The sequence below is a fragment of the Ekhidna sp. genome (assembly GCF_965227465.1).
Classification (GTDB): domain Bacteria; phylum Bacteroidota; class Bacteroidia; order Cytophagales; family Cyclobacteriaceae; genus Ekhidna.
This window is the reverse complement of the sequence record NZ_OZ245746.1, coordinates 2,727,417-2,753,192: the sequence shown is the minus strand read 5'-3', so window position 1 is coordinate 2,753,192 and position 25,776 is coordinate 2,727,417. Positions and strand designations below refer to the sequence as shown.

The 25,776-nt window shown below is 41.7% G+C and carries 23 protein-coding genes and 1 tRNA gene; 8 read left to right on the top strand and 16 right to left on the bottom strand.

The genetic code is table 11. The annotated features are described in order from the left end of the window. Positions 1–73 precede the first annotated feature (73 nt). From ACO05G_RS11980 to era, 5 genes are read right to left on the bottom strand one after another with little or no spacing between them, the layout of a single operon-like run. Positions 74–676 carry a SprT-like domain-containing protein gene (locus ACO05G_RS11980; protein WP_421762999.1) on the bottom strand — a complete coding sequence of 201 codons (603 nt, stop codon included), beginning with the start codon at positions 674–676 and terminating at the stop codon, positions 74–76. Next, the gene (gene der, locus ACO05G_RS11975) at positions 673–1,977 is read right to left on the bottom strand and encodes a ribosome biogenesis GTPase Der (protein WP_421762998.1); all 1,305 of its coding nucleotides are present in this window, start codon (positions 1,975–1,977) and stop codon (positions 673–675) included. The genes ACO05G_RS11980 and der overlap by 4 nt, the downstream gene beginning before the upstream one ends. 59 nt (positions 1,978–2,036) lie before the next feature. Beyond that, positions 2,037–3,776 (bottom strand): DUF885 domain-containing protein, encoded by a 1,740-nt coding sequence (locus ACO05G_RS11970; protein ID WP_421762997.1) that lies wholly within the window; start codon positions 3,774–3,776, stop codon positions 2,037–2,039. A gap of 42 nt (positions 3,777–3,818) precedes the next feature. Continuing rightward, entirely contained in the window at positions 3,819–5,639 is a 1,821-nt protein-coding gene (locus tag ACO05G_RS11965; protein WP_421762996.1) for a S41 family peptidase, read from the bottom strand. Between the two features lie 17 nt (positions 5,640–5,656). After that, a complete protein-coding gene (gene era, locus ACO05G_RS11960) occupies positions 5,657–6,541 on the bottom strand; it encodes a GTPase Era (protein WP_421762995.1) in 885 nt (294 codons plus the stop codon). Positions 6,542–6,556: 15 nt separating this feature from the next. On the opposite strand from era, the gene ACO05G_RS11955 reads away from it, so the two are divergent. Next, positions 6,557–6,997 carry a YybH family protein gene (locus tag ACO05G_RS11955; RefSeq protein ID WP_421762994.1) on the top strand — a complete coding sequence of 147 codons (441 nt, stop codon included), beginning with the start codon at positions 6,557–6,559 and terminating at the stop codon, positions 6,995–6,997. 58 nt (positions 6,998–7,055) lie between these two features. Then, positions 7,056–7,128: transfer RNA gene (locus ACO05G_RS11950), tRNA-Met, on the top strand. A gap of 195 nt (positions 7,129–7,323) precedes the next feature. Here the strand turns inward: ACO05G_RS11950 and ACO05G_RS11945 are convergent. From ACO05G_RS11945 to ACO05G_RS11900, 10 genes are all read right to left on the bottom strand, one after another. Continuing rightward, positions 7,324–9,189: a M1 family aminopeptidase gene (locus tag ACO05G_RS11945; RefSeq protein ID WP_421762993.1), complete on the bottom strand. Its 1,866-nt coding sequence runs from the start codon at positions 9,187–9,189 to the stop codon at positions 7,324–7,326. A gap of 2 nt (positions 9,190–9,191) precedes the next feature. After that, a complete protein-coding gene (locus ACO05G_RS11940; RefSeq protein WP_421762992.1) occupies positions 9,192–10,949 on the bottom strand; it encodes an ABC transporter permease in 1,758 nt (585 codons plus the stop codon). Positions 10,950–10,983: 34 nt separating this feature from the next. After that, on the bottom strand, positions 10,984–11,871 hold the full coding sequence (locus ACO05G_RS11935) for an ABC transporter ATP-binding protein (RefSeq protein ID WP_421762991.1): 888 nt from the start codon (positions 11,869–11,871) through the stop codon (positions 10,984–10,986). 43 nt (positions 11,872–11,914) lie between these two features. Continuing rightward, on the bottom strand, positions 11,915–12,229 hold the full coding sequence (locus tag ACO05G_RS11930; RefSeq protein WP_421762990.1) for a YbjQ family protein: 315 nt from the start codon (positions 12,227–12,229) through the stop codon (positions 11,915–11,917). A gap of 69 nt (positions 12,230–12,298) precedes the next feature. Then, the gene (locus ACO05G_RS11925) at positions 12,299–12,934 is read right to left on the bottom strand and encodes an ABC-2 transporter permease (RefSeq protein ID WP_421762989.1); all 636 of its coding nucleotides are present in this window, start codon (positions 12,932–12,934) and stop codon (positions 12,299–12,301) included. Further along, positions 12,931–13,605, bottom strand: a complete 675-nt coding sequence (locus ACO05G_RS11920; RefSeq protein ID WP_421762988.1) for an ABC-2 transporter permease — start codon at positions 13,603–13,605, stop codon at positions 12,931–12,933. Before ACO05G_RS11920 ends, ACO05G_RS11925 begins: the two co-directional genes overlap by 4 nt. Then, the gene (locus ACO05G_RS11915) at positions 13,605–14,474 is read right to left on the bottom strand and encodes an ABC transporter ATP-binding protein (RefSeq protein WP_421762987.1); all 870 of its coding nucleotides are present in this window, start codon (positions 14,472–14,474) and stop codon (positions 13,605–13,607) included. Before ACO05G_RS11915 ends, ACO05G_RS11920 begins: the two co-directional genes overlap by 1 nt. Continuing rightward, positions 14,467–14,844, bottom strand: coding sequence for a GntR family transcriptional regulator (locus ACO05G_RS11910; RefSeq protein WP_421762986.1), 378 nt, complete (start codon positions 14,842–14,844; stop codon positions 14,467–14,469). The genes ACO05G_RS11915 and ACO05G_RS11910 overlap by 8 nt, the downstream gene beginning before the upstream one ends. Before the next feature lie 470 nt (positions 14,845–15,314). After that, positions 15,315–16,928, bottom strand: coding sequence for a caspase family protein (locus ACO05G_RS11905; protein ID WP_421762985.1), 1,614 nt, complete (start codon positions 16,926–16,928; stop codon positions 15,315–15,317). 55 nt (positions 16,929–16,983) lie between these two features. Continuing rightward, on the bottom strand, positions 16,984–17,895 hold the full coding sequence (locus ACO05G_RS11900; RefSeq protein WP_421762984.1) for a LysR substrate-binding domain-containing protein: 912 nt from the start codon (positions 17,893–17,895) through the stop codon (positions 16,984–16,986). A gap of 94 nt (positions 17,896–17,989) precedes the next feature. Between ACO05G_RS11900 and ACO05G_RS11895 the strand changes: the two genes are divergently transcribed. Genes ACO05G_RS11895 through ACO05G_RS11880 form a run of 4 tightly spaced genes read left to right on the top strand, consistent with a single transcriptional unit; the run spans position 17,990 to position 22,816 of the window. Next, on the top strand, positions 17,990–18,364 hold the full coding sequence (locus ACO05G_RS11895) for a hypothetical protein (RefSeq protein ID WP_421762983.1): 375 nt from the start codon (positions 17,990–17,992) through the stop codon (positions 18,362–18,364). Positions 18,365–18,398: 34 nt separating this feature from the next. After that, complete coding sequence (locus ACO05G_RS11890; protein ID WP_421762982.1) at positions 18,399–18,641, top strand: hypothetical protein; 243 nt, start codon at positions 18,399–18,401, stop codon at positions 18,639–18,641. 24 nt (positions 18,642–18,665) lie between these two features. Then, entirely contained in the window at positions 18,666–20,339 is a 1,674-nt protein-coding gene (locus tag ACO05G_RS11885) for a proton-conducting transporter membrane subunit (protein WP_421762981.1), read from the top strand. An 11-nt stretch (positions 20,340–20,350) separates the two neighbouring features. Then, entirely contained in the window at positions 20,351–22,816 is a 2,466-nt protein-coding gene (locus tag ACO05G_RS11880) for a YbcC family protein (protein WP_421762980.1), read from the top strand. A gap of 56 nt (positions 22,817–22,872) precedes the next feature. Here the strand turns inward: ACO05G_RS11880 and ACO05G_RS11875 are convergent, their stop codons facing one another. Beyond that, positions 22,873–23,901 carry a metallophosphoesterase gene (locus ACO05G_RS11875; protein WP_421762979.1) on the bottom strand — a complete coding sequence of 343 codons (1,029 nt, stop codon included), beginning with the start codon at positions 23,899–23,901 and terminating at the stop codon, positions 22,873–22,875. Between the two features lie 285 nt (positions 23,902–24,186). Between ACO05G_RS11875 and sqr the strand changes: the two genes are divergently transcribed. Beyond that, positions 24,187–25,446: a type III sulfide quinone reductase, selenoprotein subtype gene (gene sqr / locus ACO05G_RS11870; RefSeq protein ID WP_421762978.1), complete on the top strand. Its 1,260-nt coding sequence runs from the start codon at positions 24,187–24,189 to the stop codon at positions 25,444–25,446. A gap of 11 nt (positions 25,447–25,457) precedes the next feature. Beyond that, positions 25,458–25,766 (top strand): TusE/DsrC/DsvC family sulfur relay protein, encoded by a 309-nt coding sequence (locus ACO05G_RS11865; protein WP_421762977.1) that lies wholly within the window; start codon positions 25,458–25,460, stop codon positions 25,764–25,766. Positions 25,767–25,776 lie beyond the last annotated feature (10 nt).

Sequence of the window (25,776 nt, the reverse complement as noted above, 5' to 3'; positions counted from 1 at the left end):
ATTCCCAGCAGCGATGATTGTGATTGTTAAAATAAGAAAATTTTTTCTTTAAATCATCCTAATTCTAATAAAACTATTCGATTATCTCTACTTCTGCCAAGTCAGAGATAAGGTACTTCTTTTTGGTTTGAATTTCCTGACAAACAGATCGGGTACGTTTATTTTCCAGCTTGATAAATGATTTTTTGTTGAAAACGAACGCTGTTCCTATTGCTAACTCTTTAAGCAGCAAAGAATCTGAGGGTTCGTCAAACTGCTTGAGGATTTGATACAGGACAGGATCTGAACAGCTGGACGCTTTCGGATTCTTAAAATATCTTTTCAGTGCTGCTAGTACGCTTACATGAAATACCTCAGGAAGAAGCATCGGCTCAGCGATTTCCTTAAACGCTTGCTTCCATTCTTTACCATGTGGCTGGATTCTTCTGCCATATTGCTTAAAAGCAACCAAATGTCCAACTTCATGCAGGTAAGTGACCAGAAATGCATAAGGATTAAGGTCGTTATTGACGGTAATGGTATGCTTGTTCGATTTGGGATTGAATCGGTAATCTCCAAGCTTGGTTTGCCGGGCTTTTTTTACTTTGAACTCAAATCCCAATCGTTCATAAAGCTTCACACAGTAGGACACAGAAGCTTCCGGGACAAACTTTTTAAAGACTTCCGCTGAAGTCATTTTTTCCTAAAGATCATTTTGATTGGGACTCCCCTAAAGTCGAAATGCTCTCGCATCCGGTTTGTCAGGTAGCGCTGATAAGGCTCCTTGATGTACTGCGGGAAATTGCAGAAAAAAGCAAAGTTTGGCGTGTGTGTAGGAAGTTGGGTGATGTATTTGATCTTGATGTAATGACCTCTTACTGCGGGAGGCGGATATTTTTCAATTTCCTTACCCATAATCTCATTGAGCTTCGAGGTAGAAATTTTTCTTTCCCTGTTTTCGTGCACCTGCAGTGCAAGTTCCAGCGTCTGCATGATCCGCTGCTTGTTTAATACCGAGGTGAATATTACCGGGATGTAATTCAATGGCCCAAGCTTCTCTTCCAAAAACTTGCGATAGGTATCAGCAGTTTTAGAGTCTTTTTCCTGAAGATCCCATTTATTGACCATTAAGACACATCCTTTCTTATACTTATGCGCCAATCCTATGATGTTCATGTCTTGAGATTCGAGTCCGGTTTCCGCATCAATCATGATGACGCAAACGTCCGAATCCTGAAGTGCTTGAATCGCTCTCAAAACGGAGTAAAATTCAATATTCTCTTTAACACGTGATTTCCTTCGAATCCCAGCCGTATCCGTTAGGATAAAGTCTTTTCCGAACAGATTGTATCGGGTGTTGATGGCATCTCGAGTCGTACCTGCAATGTTGGTAACGATACTTCTTTCCTTACCTACCAGTGCATTGACAAAAGATGATTTACCAACGTTAGGTCTGCCTAGTATAGCGATCCTTGGGATGTCTTCGCGCTTCAGTTCATCATCATCAAAACCCTGAACTACTTCATCCAACAGGTCACCTGTGCCCGCACCACTTGCTGCTGCTATGGCATAGAGTGGAGCGTCCAGTCCCAAAGCATAAAATTCATTAGATGCAAGCATCTTTTCCTGGTTGTCGGCCTTATTTGCAGCGATAAAGATGGGCTTATCTATTTCGCGAACGACATTGGCAAAATCTTGATCCAGTCCATGTAAGCCTGTATCGCAATCCACCATAAAAAGGATAGCCGTAGCTTCTTCCAGCGCTTCTTTTACCTGGGTACGAATTGCTCCTTCAAAAATGTCATCAGATCCCTCTACATAACCTCCGGTATCGATGACGGTAAATTTCTTACCGTTCCACTCACCGTATCCATAATGACGGTCGCGGGTCACGCCCGACTCATTGTCCATAATGGCCTGCTTACTTTCTATCAGGCGATTGAAAAGCGTGGATTTACCTACGTTAGGTCTGCCTACTATTGCTAAAATGTTTGCCATTTACGGATAAATACTTATTCGGAACGATTTAAAGCGCGAAGTTAACTAAAGACTGATCGTTAATTTCCATTTTGTGATAAGATGTACGTATCAATCTCTTTTTCCAGAATGGGTAATGGCACAGATCCATTCCTGAGTATCGCATCATGAAAAGTCTGTATATCAAAGCTTTCACCTAATTCATCAGTAGCCTTTGCACGTAAATTTTTGATGGTCAGTTCACCCATTTTGTAACTCACAGCCTGTCCTGGCCAACCAATGTATCTGTCTATTTCGGTGGTTACCTCGTGAAGCGATAAAGCGGTGTTTTCCGCCATGTAATCAATAGCTTGTTGCCTTGTCCATCCTTTGTAATGCAAACCTACATCAACCACCAGGCGGCACGCACGCCACATTTCATAGGTATACCTTCCGAAGAGTTCATAAGGAGTTCCGTACATGCCCATTTCTTCACCCAAATATTCCGAATAAAGTCCCCATCCTTCACCAAAAGCACTGATGTAATAATTCGCTCGATAAGCCGGAAGATCGGTTAGTTCAGATGCCAATGTTATTTGAAGGTGATGACCCGGCACTGCCTCATGCAGAGACAGAGCAGGCAATGTGTAAAGGGTCCTGCTCGATAGATTGTAGGTGTTGACCCAGTATATGCCGGGTTTATTTTGAGACCTGCTACCTCCAACATACCGACCACCGGTATATTTTGGTGCGATCGCATCGGGTACAGGCTCTACCGTAAAAGGCAATGAATACAGTTTGGAAAATAGCTTAGGCAATTGTCCTTCTGCCTTTTTGCTTAACCAGGCAGCCCTGTTTAATAGCTCCTGTCCTGTTTTTGGATAGAATTGAGGATCCGTTCGTAGAAATGCTAAAAAATCCGCAAAAGACCCTTGAAATTCAACATCTGCAATGATTTGATCCATCTGCGCTCGTATGCGGGCGACTTCAGTTAAACCAGTGGCATACACTGAGTCTGGGGTGATGTCCAGCGTGGTGAAGTGGCGCACCCGATTCTCGTAATAGGCTTTACCATTTTTGATTCCACTAATACCTTCTGTTTCAGGAGCAGCACGAAGGTATTTTTCGGACACAAATTCCCTTAGCTCCTGATAGGCTGGAATAATCTCATTGGTGATAATTTCATTTGCCTGATTTTGTATTTGAGTGCGCTCATCAGCAGGAATCTGGTCCGGGATATCAAGGACTGGGCGGTAAAACGGATGTTGCGTGGGATCTTCATTAACCCAGGTATCCAATAAGTTTAAGGCATTTTTGACGATGATTTTGGGTGCCTGTATTTTTTCTTTTATTCCGTTTTTCATAAGTCCCTGATTGTATACCAGGAAATCCGGAAAGGTCCTTAACCATTTAAAATAGGATTCATAATCAGCCGCTGAAGCGAAAGGAAGATTAGGCAGGAAAAAGGAGGGAGCGTTAAAAAAGCCACCTTCTGCGTTAAAAGGAATCAGGTAGATTTTGTAATCGATTTCACTGATCTGATTTCGAAGTTGTAAAACCAGGATGGACCTGTTGATGATCTCATTATTAGTCAGTTCCTCATCAGGGATTTGTTCCAACGCTGTGAGTAGGGGACGTAGCTTATCAACCTTTTCATTCTGATTTTCAATTTTCTGAAAAACGTACGCCTCCGGATGTTTCCCTCGCCAGATCGGGTTGGCTACTGAGTAAGCATCATTTAATTCATCAATACGCTCGACGATGGAAAGTAATTTTTCATTGGATTGACCGTGGACGAACATTGCTCCAATCAAAAAAAGAAGGGCCAGTAATTTTCGCATATTCTTGACTATTTGAGGATAGTCAAGTTAAGAAACAATTTGCTATTGCTTCCCGTCTTCGATTTTGACTTTTAGTGAGTCTAACTGAAGAGTATCCGGTTGCATTTGCTTCAACCTTAAAGAGTCCATTCGCATGGAATCTAATCTTAGCTGCTCCTGTATTGCAAGCTGTTCAAGCCTGGCGATCTCTTTCAATCGTGCAAGCTCTTCCTTTGCTACCTCTATAGCTTTATCAAGTACTTCATCCTTTCCAGCACGAATGCCAGCCGATGTTGGTCTAACGTACATATCAGGCACAATTCCAATACGCTGAGTCTCGCCCTTATCGGGATAATAAACACCTATGCCTGATAGTGATGAGTAGGATCGTTGAAACACACGCAGTTTGGTCACATTCCCATCCGCTCCCGATGTTTGGCTTCCGACGATGGTCACATTAGGAGCTGTTTGCAGGCACATGCAAGTAAATTCAGCATGACTCTGGGTCTTTTCGTTAACCAACAGGATGACTTTTCCTTTGTAGTAATCTTCGTTTTTCTCTCCGCAGGTACTGGCACCTGACCAGATAAACTTACCCGGGTAGGTATAATCAGGTCGGGTAAAGATCGCGAAGGTGGTATCTGAAGGGTTCAAATACTTTGCAATAGAGCGGTAGGTGCCTCGAGGGTAATTACGGACGTCAAAAATGAGTACAGCGTTATCCATTAACTCATCCATCATCTCATCGACTTCCTGAATAGTCAGATTTTTTAAATCAACATAGCCGATGGAGTCACCAATATTCTTCCACTTGGGATCAGTTTTTTCTTTAGGGTTGAGGTCCACTGATTTATAAAAGGTAATGTTACCGGTTTTAGTAACACCATTTCGCCGGATCGTAATTTCGCCGGTCTCTTTGATGCCCATAAATAAGGTATATGGAATTCTTGATTTTTTGACAGCTTCGTTAGACCCCCAGAGATATTTTTTTTGTGATTCGTGAAGGGCCGTGGCAGATTGATTATTTACTGTGAGCAGGATGTCGCCCACTTGAAGATCATCTTTGCGTGCTTTTTCTTCATCAATAACCTCTGTCACCATTATTTGGTCTTTCACCATTTCAAAACGGACAACAGGAAAATTGAAATAAGGAAGTTGATCTACCAAAGGTGGAATAAAAGCGCCATGACTGTCATCTACTTTTACGACCAGTTCCAGCATAGTCAGCTGAAAGTCCAGTTGGATCTTTGCTTCTAAGAACTTAGGGATCATCTCCTTCAATACATCGTCCCAGGGTTGGTCGGTTTTGTATTTGTAAGGAAAGAAATACTCAATGTAGTTCCAGTATCGAAACAAAGGAAGCAGTCTGATATTTTCACTCTCCCAACTCAGTCCATAGTCGGGATTTTCATTTTTAGGTTCAAATTGCGCCACATTCCCTTGTCCGATGTAATGATGTTTGCCTTGAAACCGGTTGTTTTCAATGTGCATCAATGACTTTTTTAATTCATCAGAAAATCGATTGTCCTGAGTCCAGGAGAGGTCAAAGTTTTTCAGAAAAAGCTCATCTTCGCCAGTTTGATTACACTTGGTGCAAGGCTTTACCTGGCCAATGTAGTAGATCCACCGGTTCATGTATTCGGAAAATGCTTCGTAGGTACGGATGTTTGCGGTGTTCTTAAGAACCCCTTGCAATTTTTCATCCCAGTCAAAAGCTCCCTTGCCTACGAGTGGGTGATAGTACTTTAGAAATCCCCAAATCTTGCAGGTATAATAAAGTTTGTCAACCTCGGATAGCTCCTGAGACGTATTGTTCAATTCAACCCTGCTAAAACTGGATGAGGTGACGCTTAGAAGGATGATGCAAAAAAGGAATGAACGCATGACCGGGTTAGATTGGTTTAGTAGCCAAACCTAGTCAACTTTCTGTCGTCTTTCCGCCAATCTTTCTCCACTTTTACGAAAGTCTGCAGGTGAATTTTCTTTCCAAAGAAAGCTTCCATGTCCTTTCGGGCTTGCATACCTACTTTTTTAATGGATTCTGCCTTCTTTCCAATGATGATTCCTTTTTGGCTGTCACGCTCCACAAATATCTCGGCATCTATGTGAATGATGGTTTCTTCTTCCTTAAAGGAGGTGACTACCACCTCTGAACTATAAGGGATTTCCTGTTGATAATTGAGGAATATCTTTTCCCGGATAATTTCTGCGCTAATGAAGCGTTCGCTCTTATCTGTGATTTCATCTTTAGGGAAAAATGCCGGGTGCGTCGGCAGTAACTCCAAGATCCGCTCTTTTAATTCCTGCACCCCTTGATGCTCCAGGGCAGAGATGTTCATAATCTCCATGTCCGGATAGAGCTCTTTCCAGTAGTTGGTTTTGTCATAGGCCTGAGAGCCCTTGCTGGTATCTGTTTTATTGACAAGGAATATCACGGGCGCTTCGGCTCGTTGGGCCATTTCCACCAACTGGGGATAATCATTTTTGTCTTCCAAAGCCACCATGAACAGGATAATGTCTGCATCATCCAATGCCATGCGTACATATCCCATCATTTTCTCCTGCAGCTTGTAAGCAGGGTCAATGGCACCCGGGGTATCTGAGAATACGATCTGATAGTTTTCATCATTTAGAATGCCAAACATGCGATGACGCGTTGTTTGCGCCTTGCTACTCGTGATGGCAATTTTCTCATTCATCAATGCATTTAGCAAGGTGGACTTACCTACATTGGGCCTGCCGATGATGTTGACAAAACCGGACTTAAATTCTTTCGTTTCACTCATTGAACTGACAAAACTATGCGGATAACACTAACCATACTAATACTGGCACTTTTTACCTCCTTAAATGCGCAGGACGCTGAGGTGGAATTAATTAAATCTCAGGCAGATCAATTTTCTACATATTTAATGAATGGCGAGCGGGACAAGGTAGTAGCGATGTACACTAAAGATGCAAAAATCTTTCCTTCCGATCGCGACATATTGGAAGGTGAAGAACTGGCGAATTACTGGAATCCACCCGGTGAGCGGTCCTGGAAAACAACAAAACATCGTTTTATGGCAGTAGAGATCAAGATTATGGGCGATGAGGCGTATGATTATGGGTATTATGAAGGTACTTCAACCAATGGAGAACAAACGTCTGATTGGAGGGGTAAATATGTGGTTATCTGGCGAAAAGAGGACGGAGTGTGGAAGATCTACCTTGATATCTGGAACAGGATTAAAAATGACTAAGTATATTTTGAATTCTATTTGGTAAGAAAATATAAGCAGCGTAATTTTGCACTCATATCGCGGGGTGGAGCAGTTGGTAGCTCGTCGGGCTCATAACCCGAAGGTCACAGGTTCGAGTCCTGTCCCCGCTACATCCAAGCCTCAGAGTAATCTGAGGCTTTTTTTATGCCCTTTTAAGGACGAGAAGTTTATCCCGTGCTTGACACGGGAAGTCCTGTCCCCGCTACTAGAAACAGAAACCGATTCAGCAATGGATCGGTTTTTTTAGTTATTGCTCACTCAACCTGCTTACCACTTTCGTTCTCGATAGTGTTCAATTTTACTCATTAATCATTGCTTATCAGCTTAACATCGCTTCGATTATTCTCAGCATCGGTATCAATCAACTTATGGTATGGGTCTATACCAACTTCGATAGGTTTTTTATCCACAATAATTGCGAGTTCATTATGAATGGAAGTAATCTTATGTTTCTTCAGGTGTAACTGCTCTTCATTTTCACCAAAAATGCCAATGTCCAGGTAGTCTGCTAACTTAATTGAACTCGTGTTTCCCCATTTCGCCACTTCAGTTCCATAACTACGATTTCCTTTTGCATCGCTTCTAAACTTACTGACGTGAAACTCAAACGTTACCTGATATTGTCCATTTGCTAACTTTTTGTAAGTGGCACTAATCATTTTGTTGTCATACAAAGTGATGGTCTCAAACATGTCTGTAATGGTGTATTGAAGGGAATCTGGAGTTGCAGACCTGAGAAACTCCACCAACTCCAATGAAGTAGTGTAGGGTGCCTCCTGAAACTTTACTTTTTCAATATAGCGGCTTAGGGCGTCATTCATTTTATCCTCGCCGATGTAATCGCTCAGTGCATACAACACCACAGATGCTTTGGAATATCGAATGTACGGTTGATTATCTTCATAAATCACTGTGTTTTCGCCTTTTGGATCACTACCCCGATCGCGAAGATATTTGTCCGTGGCGTATTTGAGGTATTTCCGCATTTTACCTTTTCCATAGTGCTTTTCAAGCACCTTCAAACGAACATAATCGGCAAGTCCTTCTGCCAAAACACCAGCGCCAGCTACATCCGCCCCAATGACTTGATGCGCCCACCATTGGTGCGCCATTTCATGAACAGTAACATCAAAGGCGTAATCCACTCCTCCTTCCTCAGAATCATCTACATCTGCAATAAAACCACGTCCCTCAGAAAAAGGGATGGTGTTGGGGTAGGCTTGTGCGAAATTCCCAAACGTTTTTGGAAACTCAATTATCCGTGCCTGTTTATGCTGATAAGGACTGAAATTTTCTGAGCAATACACCAGCGCGGCTTTCATTCCATCCATCATTCTATCCAGATTATATTCATGTCCCTTGTGATAATAAATCTCCAAACTAACGTCATTCCAACGGTCTTTTTTGATTTCATAATTAGCAGAATTGAAAGAATAGAGATTGAGCATTTTACTATCCATTTTATAATGAAAGTATCTGCGTCCATTCTCTACCCATTCTTTTTGTAAATAACCGGGCGCAATGGCTGTTTGGTCTATCGAAGTACTGAAGATGGTTTCAAAATTGACCCAGTCTGAATCTTTGGATAGGGAATGATTTGCTAAAGCGGCTGTGTCAGAAGGTGATGGTGTGGGAGACAATTCAGGCAAACCAAACTTTTTTCTAACCTGATCATCCACTAACCCACCCCCGGGAAACCCAAGTGTAGGAAATAGTTTGTGTTTATTTAGAAAGGTGCCGTTGCTCAATACTGGGGAATGAGTACTCAAGAAGGTGTTGGGTTTGTTCCAAACTTGGAAGGTAAGCTCTAGACTGTCACCGGGCATTAGCGACTGTGTCAGTAAGTATCTATTGAACCTGAAAATGGTATCCTCTGATATAATCTCGGTAGGTTTATTAAATGCAAAGCGAGAATAGTAATCATTGTACTTAAGGAAAATGGTATCAATGCTTACTGTAGACTTATTCACCATTTTGTATGTGCCACCTGCTTTGAAATCAAGTGACTCTGGAAATATGTCTAGGAAGGTATTGATATCTGTAATTCGTGGCTGCACAGCGCCAGCATGATGCCCATATTTCAATTCCCATTCTGCACGATACTTTTCAATTTCCTTTGAAGAAGCGCGTGAATTTTCAATGTTGTCTTCGTAGTAAATTCGAAATCCCATTCCTAAAAACCAAGTAGTATAATGAAGAATACCATTCTATTGGAGCCCTTAAATCGAGTATTCATCACGCTCAGTCGTTCCCGAAAGGATACATGAAACCCACGATCCATCAAAAAGCCTGCGCCTATTAGTAGGAGTAATCCTGCAAGCATCCAATACAATGTATAGGCATAAAATGGAGATAGACTACTTCCAAAACCATTCATATCTGAATACCATGTGCCTGGACCTCTTCCATACACAAATACATCCTGCTCCACACCAATCATCCTAAGCAAAGGAGTGGCACAAGCCATGAATATCATGATGAGTACGAATGTGCCGACGTATGCGTTTCGAACGATCGTTTGTATAAAAAATGCAAGAAAAGCCCAGATCAAGAACTGCCACAAATTCGTGCCAAACAAACCGATTACATACAGGTCAATTTCAACATTATAGTAGCCTTTGGATAACTGAAAAATGATACCTGAGATCAGGACCATCAGTAGCATCACGAATTGCATTTTGATTAGGGCAATGAATCTTGAGCCAAGCAAGACCCAATTGTGAGCAGGGGTTGTGTCAACCAGGGGTTGCATTTCAGTTGATTTGGCACGCTGAATCAGTAGCCCTGAATACAGGAACGTGCAAACAATCATTGCAAATTGGAAAGCTTCGCTATAGTTGATCATCTTCCAGGTTACAGGTATCATACCAGTGCCTCGCACAACACCGGCTTGCGAATGTTCCACTATGATCATAATGACGCCAAATAATGTAAGGGCAACAAATGGCCAACTTTTCAAAATGAATTTCAGGTCAAGGTTGGAGAGTTTCCACATCACCTTTACGTTTTGTAGAAATGAAAAGTCAAATTTCACCTTTGGAAGTATCACTTGGGTGATGTTGCCAAAATTAGGAGGCATGGTACGCTCGCTCGCTTTTTTCCGAAAGGAAAAGGAAAGCGCCTGTTGGCCAAAGTAAAAGGATCGATACGCTACAGCTGAAATTAATGCAGCCATACTCAGCCAGGTCAGTCGGTTATAAAGAATGTACCCTGTAATAGGGATATGAAGCTCATTCATCTCCGCGGCTGTCCAATATTGAATGTAGAATTGGGTGGCCGAGTAACCAAATGGGTCCATGAAAGCGGCGAGTATACGGTTTTCTGGGTCTTGTAGCAGTGAATTTGTCAATCCTTGAATTAGCGAAAGGGCAATAACTGTGATGAAGCCAGCTGTGAGGTTTCTGGAAAACATTACTACAGCGAAAACAATCGACCCGTACAATATTGTATTGGGTAGGGTGTAAACAAGGTAAACATGCGCGTAGGATAGCAAATCAAACGGTATAGTAAGTGCTTTGTTAGTGCCCGGTAATACAGCTCCTACGGCCAGCCCAATTCCAATAAAAAGGACAATGATAGTGACTATCAGAAGCGAACTGAGAAATTTTGCAGATAAATAATTGGCCTTAGTGAAAGGGTAAGCGTACAGAATTTTATGCATCTCACAGCTAAAGTCTCTATACACAGACATACCGAAAATGGTGGGAAATAAGAAAATGATCAGTGTGGAGAGCGTATTAAACATCCCCATAATCGATGAAGGTGAATTCACTATTTTGCTACTAACGACCGTAGCGCTCACTTCATCTAAGATACCTGCGGATATGGAGGCAACCAGCAATGCAGCGATTAAGAATATGTTGCAATAGATATAGAATACTGGTCTGGTAAACCAATAGGAGAGTTCCTGTTTAAAGATGGAATAGAACATGTTGATGAGTTTTTTGATTAAATATTGAGGGACTTTAAGCGACTACTCGCTCGTCATCTTTTAATGTGTGGAAGTACACATCTTCTAAGTCTGGTATGACACTCTTAAAATCTCCATCTGGCTTAGATGCTGAATAAATCCGTATGTTCAGTCGATTCTCCTGATTGTAGTTGGAAGACAGCACCTGAAAGGTTGATTGTGCTGTGTCGAATTCCTCGGGATCAATGGTGCTACTCCAAATTTTTCCTTTAAAATCTTTGAGTGCATCCTGAGGAATGGCATGTTTCAAAATCCGACCTCTGTTTAAAATGGCCATGTCTGTGCATAGCTCTTTCACATCGTCTACAATGTGAGTAGAGAAAATGACTGTACTCTTAGTTCCTATTTCCCTAATCACATTCAGGAATCGAGTTCTCTCAGCGGGATCTAATCCTGCGGTTGGTTCATCTACAATGATGAGCTTTGGATTATTGAGAAGCAACTGCGCAATTCCGAAACGCTGCTTCATCCCTCCGGAATATCCGGCAACATACTTTTTACGAACATCAAAAAGGTTGGTAATGGTCAGCGTTTCATGCACCAGTTTCTTCCGGTCAACTTTAGATTTTACGCCTTTCAAGGTGGCCAGATAATTCAACAGACTTTCAGCTGACATTTTGGGATACACCCCAAAGGATTGAGGCAGGTAGCCTAGGCATTTTCTTAGATCGGTCTGCTCTTTTAGAACATCAATATCTCCAAAAGTGATGGAGCCAGTATCTGGCGGTTGCAATGTGGCGATCGTCCGCATAAGTGATGATTTGCCAGCACCGTTTGGACCTAGCAGCCCAAACATTCCTGTACCAATTTCTAGGTTCAGGTTATCGATTGCCTTCACTCCGTTGGCGTAGGTTTTTGTTAAGTTTTCAATTGTTAATTGCATTGTAGTGGTTTATTGTTTTCAATCTTTGACTAAAATCTTAGAGCTATGAAAGCTTTACTGCTGTGCCGTAGGCGAGGATTTCGGAAGTCGCTTGCATCACCATCGAAGTAGTGAATCGTATGTTGATGATACCATCTGCACCCATTTGCCTTGCCTCGTCAATCATCCGTTTCATGGCTTGATCTCTAGATTGCGAAAGCAGCTTGGTGTATTCGTCAATTTCACCGCCAACGATGTTTTTCAGCCCTGCGAAAATGTCTCTTCCAACATGTCGCGCTCGTACAGTACTGCCTTTGGCGATACCCACGATCTCCGAAATTTCTTTACCTGGTATCGATTCTGTGGTTGATATAATCATTTTTTATTTGTTAAATAACTGTTTTAATTAAATGGGTGACCACTCCTGTATTGTTGATTTTTAGAAACGCTACAAGTCCTTTTTTCTGTAATAGTTCACAGTGGTGAAAAAGGATAGCCAAACGATGAATAATGTAGCTAAGCTGAATAGCATTAGGTAGCCATTATTCCCTGGGATGTAATCATTTAGAAAGCCTGCTCCAGGAGAAAGAGTTGTCCAAAGCATTGCTGGCATCACGAAGATGATAACAGAAATTATCAAATTGATTCGATAGAAAACGAAATAGTATAGGGCTAGCTGAAAAATCCCATAGAAGCACGCAAAAACGAGCAGACTTATACTGGTATAAACTGGCTCTTGGTGTAAAGTGGCAGTTGTGAGATTGAATACGATAAAGTGGAGTAGTGTATTTGCCAACATGATGATAGATGAAGAGAGGAATCGTGCAAATACAATTTCTCTTCGAGTCACAGGTAGGCTGGCGGTGTGCATCCTCACCACGCTATTGGATTGTTCTGCAGCAAACACTCCAAGGATGATCATAATGATGTTCCCAATTCCGGAAGAGAATATTCCTAGTGTATTGGTATTGATAAAGGTGATGAACATGCTGAACACCAATATGAATGCTGATAGCACTAGAATCGACGTTTTATAGGCCTTGAAATCTCTGAAAATGAGTTGTTTGATCATCGTTTTGTTCATAGGTCTTTGTGTTTAAATACGTGTATGGAGATGATAATTGAACCGCCTAAAATCAAGAAACCGAAAACAGCAAGCTCTACTATTAAAGCGATAGGGTGTTGATTGATGAGGGTGATGTATACTTGGTAAAGAAGGTCAGTAGGGTTAAGCATATTGACAGTGAGCACGGTCACTATCATCAGAACAAGGAGACAAAATCCGTATACAATGGCTCCTTTTGCCATTCCAAAGCGGAAGAAAAATGGAAATGAGAAAGCATCTGAAAAGGTGAGTATGATAAAGGAGAAAATCCACAAAGGTGGCTGATACATAAAAAGATGCGCTGCTCTTAATGCCTCATTTGAACTGAAGGTGATCGCAAGAAAATGCACGCCTAAAGTGACCAAAACAAGCATCGCAGAGGAAAGGTATTTCCCCAACACGATTTGCTTGCGATTGACAGGAAGTCCGGCAAAAAAGAGATCCGCATTTGACTCATTGTCACTTATGGTAAATACTTTGGATGCTATCATCGTGCTTAGGATGACGGCCAAAACATATAATTCTACTTCTATATCTACCTTCGCTTTGATGGTGATATTGAACCCCGCACTAATGCCTGCGATGACGACAAAGAGCAAAAGCAAGTACATCGTATTGGCTCTGAAATCCTTTATTACCAACTTTAACATTAGCGTGCGTTTTTGAGCTGAAGGTTGTGGAAAAACATGATGTCTTCGAGCGATGCTTTGTCATAAACAGCCTGATCGCCAAATACCTTTTTTGAAGTTTTCAAATCAGCGGTAAGTCCCTCAAAACCATATTCGCCACTTCTTACAGCGATCATGTTCTTTTTTGTGTCATCATCAAGCAAATCATTTCCTCCTTTTATCAATGCGTATGCTTCGTTTACCTCATCTGTTGTCCTCGAAAACACTACTTGCCCATTGTTTACGTAAGTGATGTAGTCAGCTGCCTGCTCTATATCGCTTGTCACGTGGGAGGAGAAAAGAATAGACTTGTTTTCGTCTTGCATGATTCCTCGTAGGAAGTCAAGCATCTCCCTTCGTACTACAGGGTCTAAACCAGAAGTGGGCTCGTCCATTATGATGAAATCAGCATCATGTGATAGGGCGATGGCAATCGAAGCTTTCATGGACATACCTCGTGAAAATTTCTTTATTGATTTGTTTAGAGGGAGTCCAAATCGATCTACCAAATCATTGAAAGCAGCGTCATTCCATTTTTCATAAAATGGCGCAATTACATTTTTCAATTGCTTGAGGTTGAGGTGTGCGTAAAAAGTAGGTGTATCGTATACAAATCCAATACGTTTCTTGATGTCTACTTCCTGCTCTTGATGATCCATTCCAAATATTTTGATAGACCCTTCCTGCTTCATCACTAGGTTCATGATCGTTTTGATGATAGTGGTTTTTCCTGCACCATTCGGGCCAATTAGCCCCATGATGTATCCAGTTGGTAGATTGAAGGAGACGTTGTTCAAGTGAAAGCCTTTGTAGCTCTTTGAAAGATTTGATATTTCTAAAGTATTAGTCATTGTCATTAAATAAAATGTTTAGCATCTCTTCAAGTTCCTCTAATCCGATTCCCATTTTCTTAGCTTCAGTGACCATTTCCGTCATCTGATCTTCAATCGATTTCATTTTTTTCTCTCGAAGCATTTCTTTGTTTTGAATAGCTACGAATGTTCCTTTTCCTGCTACTGTGTCAATGAAGCCCTCTTTTTCAAGTTCTTCATATGCTCGTTTTGTGGTGATCACACTGATGTGGAGTTCTTGCGCAAGCTTCCGAATGGAGGGTAATGGAGCGCCCTCGTCTAGATCACCAGAAATGATCTGAGTTTTAATCTGCTTGCCTATTTGCTCGTAGATCGGCTCAGGGGACGCATTTGAGATAATTACTTTCATCTATTTTGCACTAAAATCTTAAATTGTAACTATTGTTAATAGTGTATATACTGTATATATACGCAAGTATAACACTTTTGTTTTAATTCACAATTATTTTTCTTAATAAGGAAGAGTTATTGGATTGCGTGTTTAGATATAAACACCAATTATTTTAGAAGAAGATTTGTTTTTTCACAAACTAGCTAGCGCTCGTTTGCAACGAGTGCTTTCATAACAATGTGATGCTTGCAAGCTACATTTTGAAATAGACACGCGTCACAGACGTGCCAGCCGGGAGTGCTTTCAAAATAATTTAAATAGGCACAAGCGGACGCTTGCGCCAGTTAAAGGGGGATGTTTTGCCGCATTCTTGACAACCTCCTAACCCCCTTTGATAAGGGTGAATTTGGAACCTGAAAGGGCGGATCGCACGTCAAGAAGCTCAAGTTCGTACTGCTTCGAGGGAAACTTGGTTAGAAACAATGAGCTTATTCTCGATCTTTTCGAATAAAAATAAAATCGCCACCTTCATCACCTGTATCCATGATAACGCCATCCTGAGGGACGGTTAGACTGTTGTTGAGAACACTTCGCCGCACTTGCGTAAAAAGCTCACTTGCTGGCAAAAAATCCCTTTCATTGTCTTCCAGATACTTGACCAAATAATTGAAGAATACAGAATTGTCTGGTACGGTGGAAAGCGTGCCTGAAGTTATGGCCCTGCGACTGGGCATTCTATAAAGCAGCTTGATATCGGTAGATGCTTTCCGGATGTCCTCACCACCACGTGTTTTAAAGATCCCGCCACTGAAGCAGGCATCAGAAATAAGTAAGGTATGTGCCGTGTTAATGCCTCGAATTTGCTCACGCAGATCACTATTTGACAACCAGTTGGAAGGGTTGTCTTTATCTGCATCCACCGGCCACCAATATCCTTGCGCCACCTGTTCGTCCCAGAAACCATGACCGGCATAAAAGATGAGCAAATTATCATTAGCGGTGAGTTGCGTGCGCAGCTGATATAACGTGCTGAATATCACCTCACGCGGAGCATTTTCGAGAACAACGATATTGCCAGAGTCAAAGCTGTAGTTATTCTCGAGGACTGATTTTAATTTAAGTACATCTTCATGAGGCTTTTCCAGATCGAGCGCATCGTCGTGATAATTGGAGTTCCCGATAAGCAAAGCGTGGTAAGAGCCATTTGGCTTGACGATATTCGATTTATTTCCCAAAGGCTCCTGATTTCTTTGTGCAACGATTTGTTTTGATTCGGCAGACGATTGATTTTGTATGTCTGTGAGGGCTTCTTTTACAATGGCCGGAGTTTCCATGAGGTAAAGGTCCCCTTCTTCCCAGCTTGCATACAGCATGATGTCGTTGAAGGGGGTAATGGAAAGGGCAAAAGGCTCTTGATCAATGGATTTTACCCCATAAGGAACCGACCACTGACCATTCGCTAATTGCTTCAAATAAAACCATCTCATGTGTTTCTCTGATTTTAGCGCACCAAGTACCAAAACTGATTGATTGTCAATTCCGATAACGTCAAGGATTCCTCCAAACTCTTCAAAAATGTGTTCAGTTTTCTTTGAGAAGTCCTTCGTGTCGGTGTAGCGCCAAATGATATTAGACTTTTTGGCATTATCAGAGAGGTACAATACCGAATTATCATAAGAGAAGCTGGGAGTAAAGTTAAAATATGAATAATCTCCTGGGTCGATTATGTCTCGAAAAAGACTCCATTCCCCGTTTGGTTGTTGCTCGGTAAGGTAAATGTGATGCTCATTTTTGCCGTGTAGCATCAGGATCATTTTGGTAAAATCATTGGAAAATCGAAAATGCACATGACTCTCATGATAGATCACGCCGTTGATGAGTTCAGTTAGCTGATTTGGAGTGTATACCCATTGACTTCCGTCAAAAACAAATCTCTTTACTTCATAATTTTCGACGGTCCCTCGAGCGACAAGGACGGATGAGTCGGGAAGCAATGCTCCGGATACTTCCTGATCCTCGGTATTGATTGGTTCTGGTAATCGTTGTGCAGAGGTAATTATTACCAGTAAACAGGATAATTTGATAATCAGTAAGTATCGCATAGCACTATAAAGATAAAAAATTGGTACGGTATATCCGATTCTTACATTTAGTGTCTCATTTTACCCAGCTGAAGTGCTTTTCTACCAGCCGCTCTTTGTTTTCTTCCATGTATTTGATGAGTTCAGACTGTGCGGGAGTTAGCGCTTTGCCCTTATTATAAATCAAATTCCAGCGTGTGGTGATTGGTAAGCCCGGCAAAGGGTAGAGCGCAATGTGCTCTCGGGCAAGCGCAGTTCGTAATCCAATCAGTGGCACGATAGACACTCCAAGACCCGCATTGATGGCTTGTTTTACTGCTTCATTGGATACCAACTCCATCGATTTACCTACTTTAATATTTTTGCTTTCCAGGTAATTGACCATCGCATTACGAGTAGCAGATCCTTCTTCCCGAAGCAGCAACGTGACCTTTTCCAGATCTTTTGGTTTTTTGATACGTCCTTCAAATTCCATATTCCCCACCAGGTTTAACTGATTCTCCATAAGTTCCACCTTATGAACCTTAAGGTCATCAGGTACCACAGAGACCAGCGAAAAGTCACTATCATTCTTGTGGAGCCCCTCAATCACCCGGTTCTTATTTGATACATCAATGGAAATCTCTACACTGGGGTAGCGATCCATAAAGTCTTTCAAAAAGTAAGGGATCACGTACTTTCCGGTGGACACTACTGAAATCTTAATCTTGCCAGTAAGTAAGCCTTTATGCTGATCGATCGTATAGCGGATGCCGTCCGCTTCTTCAAGAATTCGACGACTTCTTATGGCGATCTCTTTACCAAAATCAGTGACGTAAAGCTGCCTGCCTATCACTTCTGTAAGAGGTAATTCGAATTGCTCCTGTAATTTTTTTAACTGAATTGAGATAGCAGGCTGAGTTAAATGAAGATCCTCTGCTGCCTTTGTAATGCTCTGATAATCAGAAACCTTAAGAAATATTTTTAACTGATGCAAGGTATAATGCATATACTTATGTTTATGTAATTCATAATAAAATTAAATAAAAATTAATGAATAACCCCTATTAGTTTCGCAGTATCAATTATAAAAAATTAATGATATGTCACTTTTAATGAAATCAGTTCCGGTAAGCGAGTCGCAATCTCAAACACATGAAACAGCGCGCTCCAAAAGCAACGAATCACATGACGAGATGACCCTCGTAATGAAGACAACAAATACGCAAATCAGTTCCATGTCAGATGAGATGAAAGCAAAGAAGCGTAGAGCTTCAGCATCGCTCGAAGAGATGTTTAGAAATACGGTAGAGGATAAAGGGCAGCTAGATGCTCTTAAATCCAGTTGGACGTCTGATGATGAGTTGGAAATAGAAGGAATCTCTCAAATGACGCTACATAGTTTTCTATTAAAAGCAGAGGAGTTAGGAAAGAATATTACCTACACAAGGACTTTAAAAGTCGAGATCACGGACTAACTCAATCTCAATTAGAAAAATCAAATAAGTGAAAATGAAAAATTTCAGATTTCTTCTTATCGGTGCAGTCGCAGGAGGTGCTTTTGGTGCCAAGATCGGTGCTTACTTGTCCAACTTGTTGGAAGTATCTGCCTCATCCCTTTGGATCAATTCAGGATTTATTTACGGGATGTTTAGCGGAACCTTATTAGTTGTGGCATTCTTAGTCGCATTTGCGATAGCTGGGTATCAGCAACAGCCACGAGGTTACTCTCAAAAAAATATGGCAAGGGCCTGAACATCTCGCTAAAATCAAAAAGACATGCAAACAACATTGTTAACATTTGTCCCACTCCTGGCGCCTTTTTTACTTCTTGGTTATGCCGGGCTTCTGGCCATGCGCAGATCAAGCGAGTCTGAGGTATTAAAGGTTAGTGGAGAATCTATTGGTTTGATAGGAATAGTCATTGCGCTGATTTGTGCAACAAGGGTATTCATTAATGGTCCATTTCAGTCCACTTTGCTAGGTATAAACGAACTGGGCTTTTCGATCAGATTAGATGCGCTAAGTGTGTCTATGCTGGTAATGATTGCGATCCTGGGATTTGTTATCCTAAGGTTTAGCGCCAACTACCTGGATGGGGAGAAACGAAAAAGTGTATTTTTTAGTCGCCTGGCAGTAACTATAGCTTCGGTGGAGTTGCTTATTCTTTCAGGTAACCTATTTCAAATCTTCTTTTTCTGGGTGATTACCAGCGTTTGTTTGCATTCGCTGCTGGTCTTTTATCGAAAGCGACCTCAGGCAGTAGCTGCTGCTCGAAAAAAGTTTATAGTCGCACGTCTTGGAGATATTAGCTTACTTCTTGCTATTTACTTTATTTATCGATCTCTTGGGACAGGTAACCTGAGTACTATTTTTGAAATCGTCCAGTCAGAAAGTTTTGTAATGGATGGATGGTTAAACTGGGCAACAGCCTTACTAGTAATTACTGCGGCGCTTAAATCAGCTCAGTTTCCTACACATGGATGGTTAATAGAAGTAGTGGAAACACCAACACCTGTTTCTGCATTACTTCATGCTGGATTGTTAAATGCAGGACCATTTCTAATGGTTCGCATGAGCTTTCTGATGATAGAGTCTTCTACCGCATCCATGATGCTAATTATAATCGGAGGTCTTACTGCAATGATTGCATCGGTAGTTTATATGACTCAAGCTTCAATAAAAATTGCATTGGGATACTCAAGTGTAGCTCATATGGGATTTTCTTTGATGATTTGTGGTTTTGGAGTATATACAGCAGCCATCCTCCACGTAGTGGCCCATTCTTTCTACAAAGCTCACGCCTTTTTATCCTCCGGAAGTGCAGTAGATGTAGTTCGTTCTAAAAAATTCACTCTTCCAAAGCGAAAGGGCAGCATCCTTCGATTGATGCTGAGTATTTCACTGGCGTTAGGAATGTACTTTTTGTTCTGCAACATATGGGGAATCCACCCAGAACAAAACTTCAACCTGATGGCAATCGGCTTAATCATCGTGATGGGCCTTGCGCAGATGTTGGCAGCAACCATCGATACCAAAGGCAGTGGAAAAGCCATAGTGCTGACCATCGGAATGGCACTAATCGTCTCTACATCCTTTTTTACATTGGAGCATGGTGCAAGGGTTTTGCTTGGCTCGGAAATACCTGAACTGCAACAACCCGTCATGATCGTACAGTGGGCTATTGCTAGTCTGCTAGTCTGCTATGCCTTCATTATCGGATTACAACTTTTAGCACCGCGCCTTATGTCAGCTGGTATTGGTTATCGACTAGGCGTTCACATGAGAAATGGATTTTATGCAAATGTGATCTTTGATCGAATGATTGGCTCCCTGAAAAATGAAAAATTCAAATGGGCTAACCTGACAGTAGAGGAAGAAAAATCTCCTGATACATCTATTGAAACTATTGAAAAGATGGTTCAACAGCCTGAGTTATTAGTCAACCATTAAACACTAGAAAATTGACAACAATAAAGACATCCGTTCGATCTGAAATGAGGGACATCCTGAAACAAGGAACCCAATCGATTGCACCACTTTGGTCACTAGAAAATTTTGTAGCCGTTAACCCTTACCTGGGCTTATCGTCCACTCAATTTAATGAGGCGATGGACTTTCTTCATACCTGTGCAGGCGCGGAAGCTACTCTTCCGATCGTGTTCTACCTCGAAGCTTTGGAGAAAGGCCGTTTAACTCGTGAGGATATTGCAGAGGCATTGAAGACAAGCAATTTGAGTGATACAGAAGAAGCTGATGTGTTTATTCAAAACCTTTATAAGCTACGCGATCAGCAAGCTTCTTTTCAAGTGGCTACCATGATGGATGTTGCTAGCGAAATAAATGGAAAAAAATGGCGCAGATTCATGATAGACAGAATCTCACATTGGGCATCCGCATACTTCGATGAAAAGCAAGCACTTTGGAAAACTACGGCTAAAACAAACTCGCTTTTTGAGGCGTGGAAAAAAGATGCTGAGATAGATCTTAGTGCAGACGCTATGGGGCTCAAAGGATTCCGGAAATTGGTTAAATCTCTACCAAAAGATCACCTCGAAGCTGCTTCTCACGCATTGAATGTCTTGGATATTCCGGAGGACATGAGGCATCATTACCTCAATTGTCTATTGCTAAAAATGAATGGCTGGGCAGGTTTTGCTGCTCGTATTGACTGGGATGCCGGATTAAGAGGTGAGGAAAGCAATGCTTTGGAAGAATTTATGGTAATCCTTTTAGTGTGGGAAATGAGCTTGAAAGAGCTTCTTCCTTATCAAAACCTGGACACAAAGTGGAGGCAAGCTAAAGCGGAAACATTAGGAGTACTCTCAGCTAACCATTTTAATGAGTCGCTTAACCAAAAACTCATTCTTCAGCAAGCGTTTGATTTAGCCAATCAACGAAAGCTTATTAGTTCCATCAACCTGGCGGATAGTACCCTTAAGGAGAAAAGCATCCCACAGGTACAGGCGGTCTTTTGTATTGATGTACGCTCTGAGGTTATTCGAAGAAATCTTGAGGCGGCTCATAAAGACATTGAAACCATGGGATTTGCGGGATTCTTTGGATTCCCAATTAAATACCAACAGCTTGGCCAAAATGAAGGAACCGATCAATGTCCTGTATTACTTACCACCTCTCATACGGTAAGGGATCGGATGCAAAGCATAGAAGTAAACAGACGTGTCATTGATGGTCTAAAGCTTGGTGCACATCTGAAGAAAGCATGGAAGACTTTTAAATCAGGGGCTATTAGCTGTTTCAGTTTTGTCAGTCCATTAGGACTGTTTTATTTACCTAAGTTAGTAACTGACTCATTGGGTTTAACGCGACCGGTGGTACAGCCGAATCGTTCCGGATTAACTGCATATCAATTAAAGCACAAGGATGTAGAACTTGATGTGACAAAGACAGCCACTGCACAATCGGGCATCCCGATGAGCGATCGGGTACAATTAGCGCACAATGCACTGAAGGGGATGTCACTAACAGAGAATTTTGCTCCAATCGTGATGCTTGTGGGACATGGTGCCTCAACGACGAATAATCCGCATGCGACTGGCTTGGATTGTGGAGCCTGTGGTGGAAATTCCGGAGAGGCGAATGCGAAAGTAGCTGCGGCTACTTTGAATGATCCGGATGTGCGAAAGAAACTGGTGGATCTAGGGATTGATATTCCAAAATCTACGCTATTCATAGCAGCACTGCACGATACTACAACCGATGACATTTCACTTTTCCCATCAGGAAAGGTATCTACTTGGCATGAGAAACATCTTGAAGAATTAGCCACTGCGATACGAATCGCCGGTGAGGTTACTCGTCGAGAACGAGCCGTCAGAATGAACATCAAAGGAAAAAATATAAACGAGCGAGTAATACATCGAAGCAAAGACTGGTCTCAGGTTCGTCCGGAATGGGGACTGGCAGGTTGCTCTTCTTTCATCGTTGCTCCTCGTGAACGTACTGCGAATTTGAACCTGGAGGGTAAATCTTTTATGCACAGCTATGACTGGAAAAAAGATACGGGTTTTGGCGTACTGGAATTGATTATGACTGCTCCAATGGTTGTCACTTCATGGATCAACTTACAGTATTATGCTTCCACAGTAGACAACAAACGATTTGGATCAGGCAATAAGACCTTACACAATGTAGTAGGGGGACTGGGCGTGCTGGAAGGGTTTGCCGGTGACCTTCGGGTCGGGCTTCCATTACAATCCGTTCATGATGGTGAAAAATACCAGCACGAGCCGCAGCGACTGAATGTATTCATAGAAGCTCCAGTGGATGAAATGAGTAAGATTCTAAAAAAACACGAATCCATACGTCAGCTGTGTGATAATGAATGGATCTTCCTATTTGCGATGAATGAGCATGGGAAGGTCGCTTACAAATACATTGGAAATCTTGAATGGGAAGTTATAGAGTAGTAGAGTAGTGAATCATTCGTTTTGGTTCACAGCCGGTCCGCAAGGGCCGGTTTTTTTTATTCAAATTCCACAAGCTTCCCTTCTTTAGTGCCTCGATAATAGCGATTACCTGAGAGAAAAAGCACTTCTCCGTAGTGTCCATTTTTGATACTGGAATCCACCCCAAATATTTTGTTATTAAACAAGCTCACTACTTCGTCATTAGAACAGTGACCAACAACTACATGCTCAGAATTTGTCCGAGTTAACACACTGTCAATGGCTTGATCAGAAAGGTCTCCATAAAAATAGCCCCGATACCAGATGGGGCCGGAGCTTCCATAATAGGTTTTATAAAAATCGGTTTTTTTCATCTCCTCCTTACTGCGATCAATGGATTCTCGCATGGTTTTGTTGATAGATGTTAAGTCGAACCCAACAGTACTTAAAAAAGCATTGGAGATCCCTCCATGTACAAACACATGTTCGTTGATTTTGATAATGGTGTGCTTGGAACGCAACCATCGTCCCAGAACGGTATTTTTTCCATACAAATCATCATAACTCATTTCCAGCAATTCAGAAACCATTAGATATTTTTCATGTAAATACCTCAGGTCTTTGTGTAGCACCATGTATTCATGATTGCCAAGCAGGTAATGGAGGTTCCCGCCCAACTTTTGTGCTTGCTTTTCTAGCTTATAGATAAGCCAAAGGACTTCTGTTACCTTGTCTCCACGGTCAAAAATATCTCCGACTATGACTAAATGACCTTTGCCATAGCTCCAGTTTAATTCATTGTTGATTATGTTATTGTTTTGAAGAATTTCGACCGCCAAATCATATTGGCCATGGATGTCACTCAAAACAACGATCTTTTCCACATCCGTGTAGGTGGAGGGCTCCACCCGGAAAGTAGTGTCATAGGCATCTGCCATTAGCTCCTTTTGGACCACAGCTCCGTCTTCCACGCTTTTTTGTACCAGTTGTTGGTCTTCAATGAAGATATAGGGACCGTCGTTAGTGTCAGAGCTACCCTTTGTGGTTTGAGCATTTGCAGTGAATAAGGAGGTTATTGCTAGTGCAGCTATGATGAATCGTATCATGAGGTCTAAGTTATAAAATGTGTTCTTCATTTTGTCTTGATATAGTACCGCCATTTGAATTCACTAAAAAAGTATGGTACCAGCCTTGAAAGAAGGGAAAGGAACTATCATAACGCTTGCGATTTAAGGGATGGTTTAGAGGTTCTGGATAAAAGAATGAAGCTTGTGTAACATTTGTTACACAACTCACTATCAGCGACATAGCTCATGTCCGTCCTTGATATTTGTCAGCACTACTCCCCTCATTGTGGTCTTATTTTACCCCATCAATAAAGGAGATAAAAGATGAAAAATTTACTCATACTCGGAGCAGGGTCGGCAGGAACAATGATGGCCAATCATCTCAAAACGAGATTACCTAAAGACTGGAAGATCACAATTGTTGATCAATTCGAAAAGCATTACTATCAACCTGGGTTTTTATTTCTTCCATTTGGGATTTATGAAGAGGAGGACTGCTTTAGATCGAAGGGAGCATATATTCCTGAGGGAGTAAACTATATCCAAAAGAAGATTGAAGTAATTGAGCCAGAACAGCATCAGGTTAGGTTAGAAGAAGGGGATGTCTTGAAATATGACCTATTGATTATCGCTACGGGTTCCAGAATAGCACCAGAGGAAGTTGAGGGCATGAATGGGTCAGAATGGCAAAAATCTGTTTTTGATTTTTACACGTTTGAAGGCGCCAGACAGCTTCGAGATAAGTTGGAAAAATTTGAAGAAGGTAAGTTGGTGGTTCATATCACAGAAATGCCAATCAAATGTCCGGTAGCGCCTTTGGAGTTTGCTTTCTTGGCTGACTGGTACTTTCAGGAACGAGGCATCAGAGAAAAGGTAGATATCACCTATGTGACTCCATTGGATGGAGCTTTCACCAAACCCACAGCGGCTGCAACACTCGGGCACCTGCTTGATGAAAAAGGCATCAATACCGTCCCGGACTTTGCCATCGCTTCTGTAGATAATGAAAACAAGAAGATTGTCTCCTGGGATGAGATCGAGGTACCTTTTGATTTGCTAGTTACTGTACCTACTAATATGGGAGACGATGTGATCCTTCGAAGTGGGATGGGTGACGACCTAAACTTTGTGCCTACTAACAAGCATACATTACAATCTCAGGAATATGAGGATGTATTTGTTATTGGCGATGCAACAAACATCCCGACTTCCAAAGCTGGGTCTGTCGCTCACTTTGAAGCTGAGGTGCTTACTGAAAATATTCTGAATTATGTTAATGGAAGGGCATTGGAGCCAGCTTTTGATGGACATGCCAACTGCTTTGTAGAGACAGGTTTCAATAAGGCAATGTTGATCGATTTTAACTACGATCAGGAGCCGGTACCCGGAGTATTCCCTTTCAGAGGAATTGGACCAATGAAGTTGTTGAAAGAAAACAAGGTCAATCACTGGGGTAAACTGGCTTTCAGATGGATTTACTGGAATCGACTAATGAAAGGTAAAACGATACCATTTATCTCACCTCAGATGTCTTATGCAGGCAAAGAGGTGGAGCAAAAAAAAGAAGAACTGACAACACACTAAATATTTGAATCATGGAAACACTAATTGCAAATAGACCGGTAGAAGTAAATGAGCAAGGATACCTAATGGACATGGACCAATGGGATAAAGAAATTGCCAAAAGTATTGCTGCTGAGGAAGAAATTGAATTAACTGATCGTCACTTTGAAATCCTGGATTACCTGAGGGAAGAGCAAGTGAAAGGAACTGCCTTATCTATTAGAAGAATAGGCAAATCCGGGGTGGTGGACATAAAGGAATTCTATCAACTTTTTCCTGGTGGCCCGCTTAAAAAGGCATCTCGCTGCGCGGGAATACCCAAACCCGCAAGTTGTATTTAAACTTAAAATA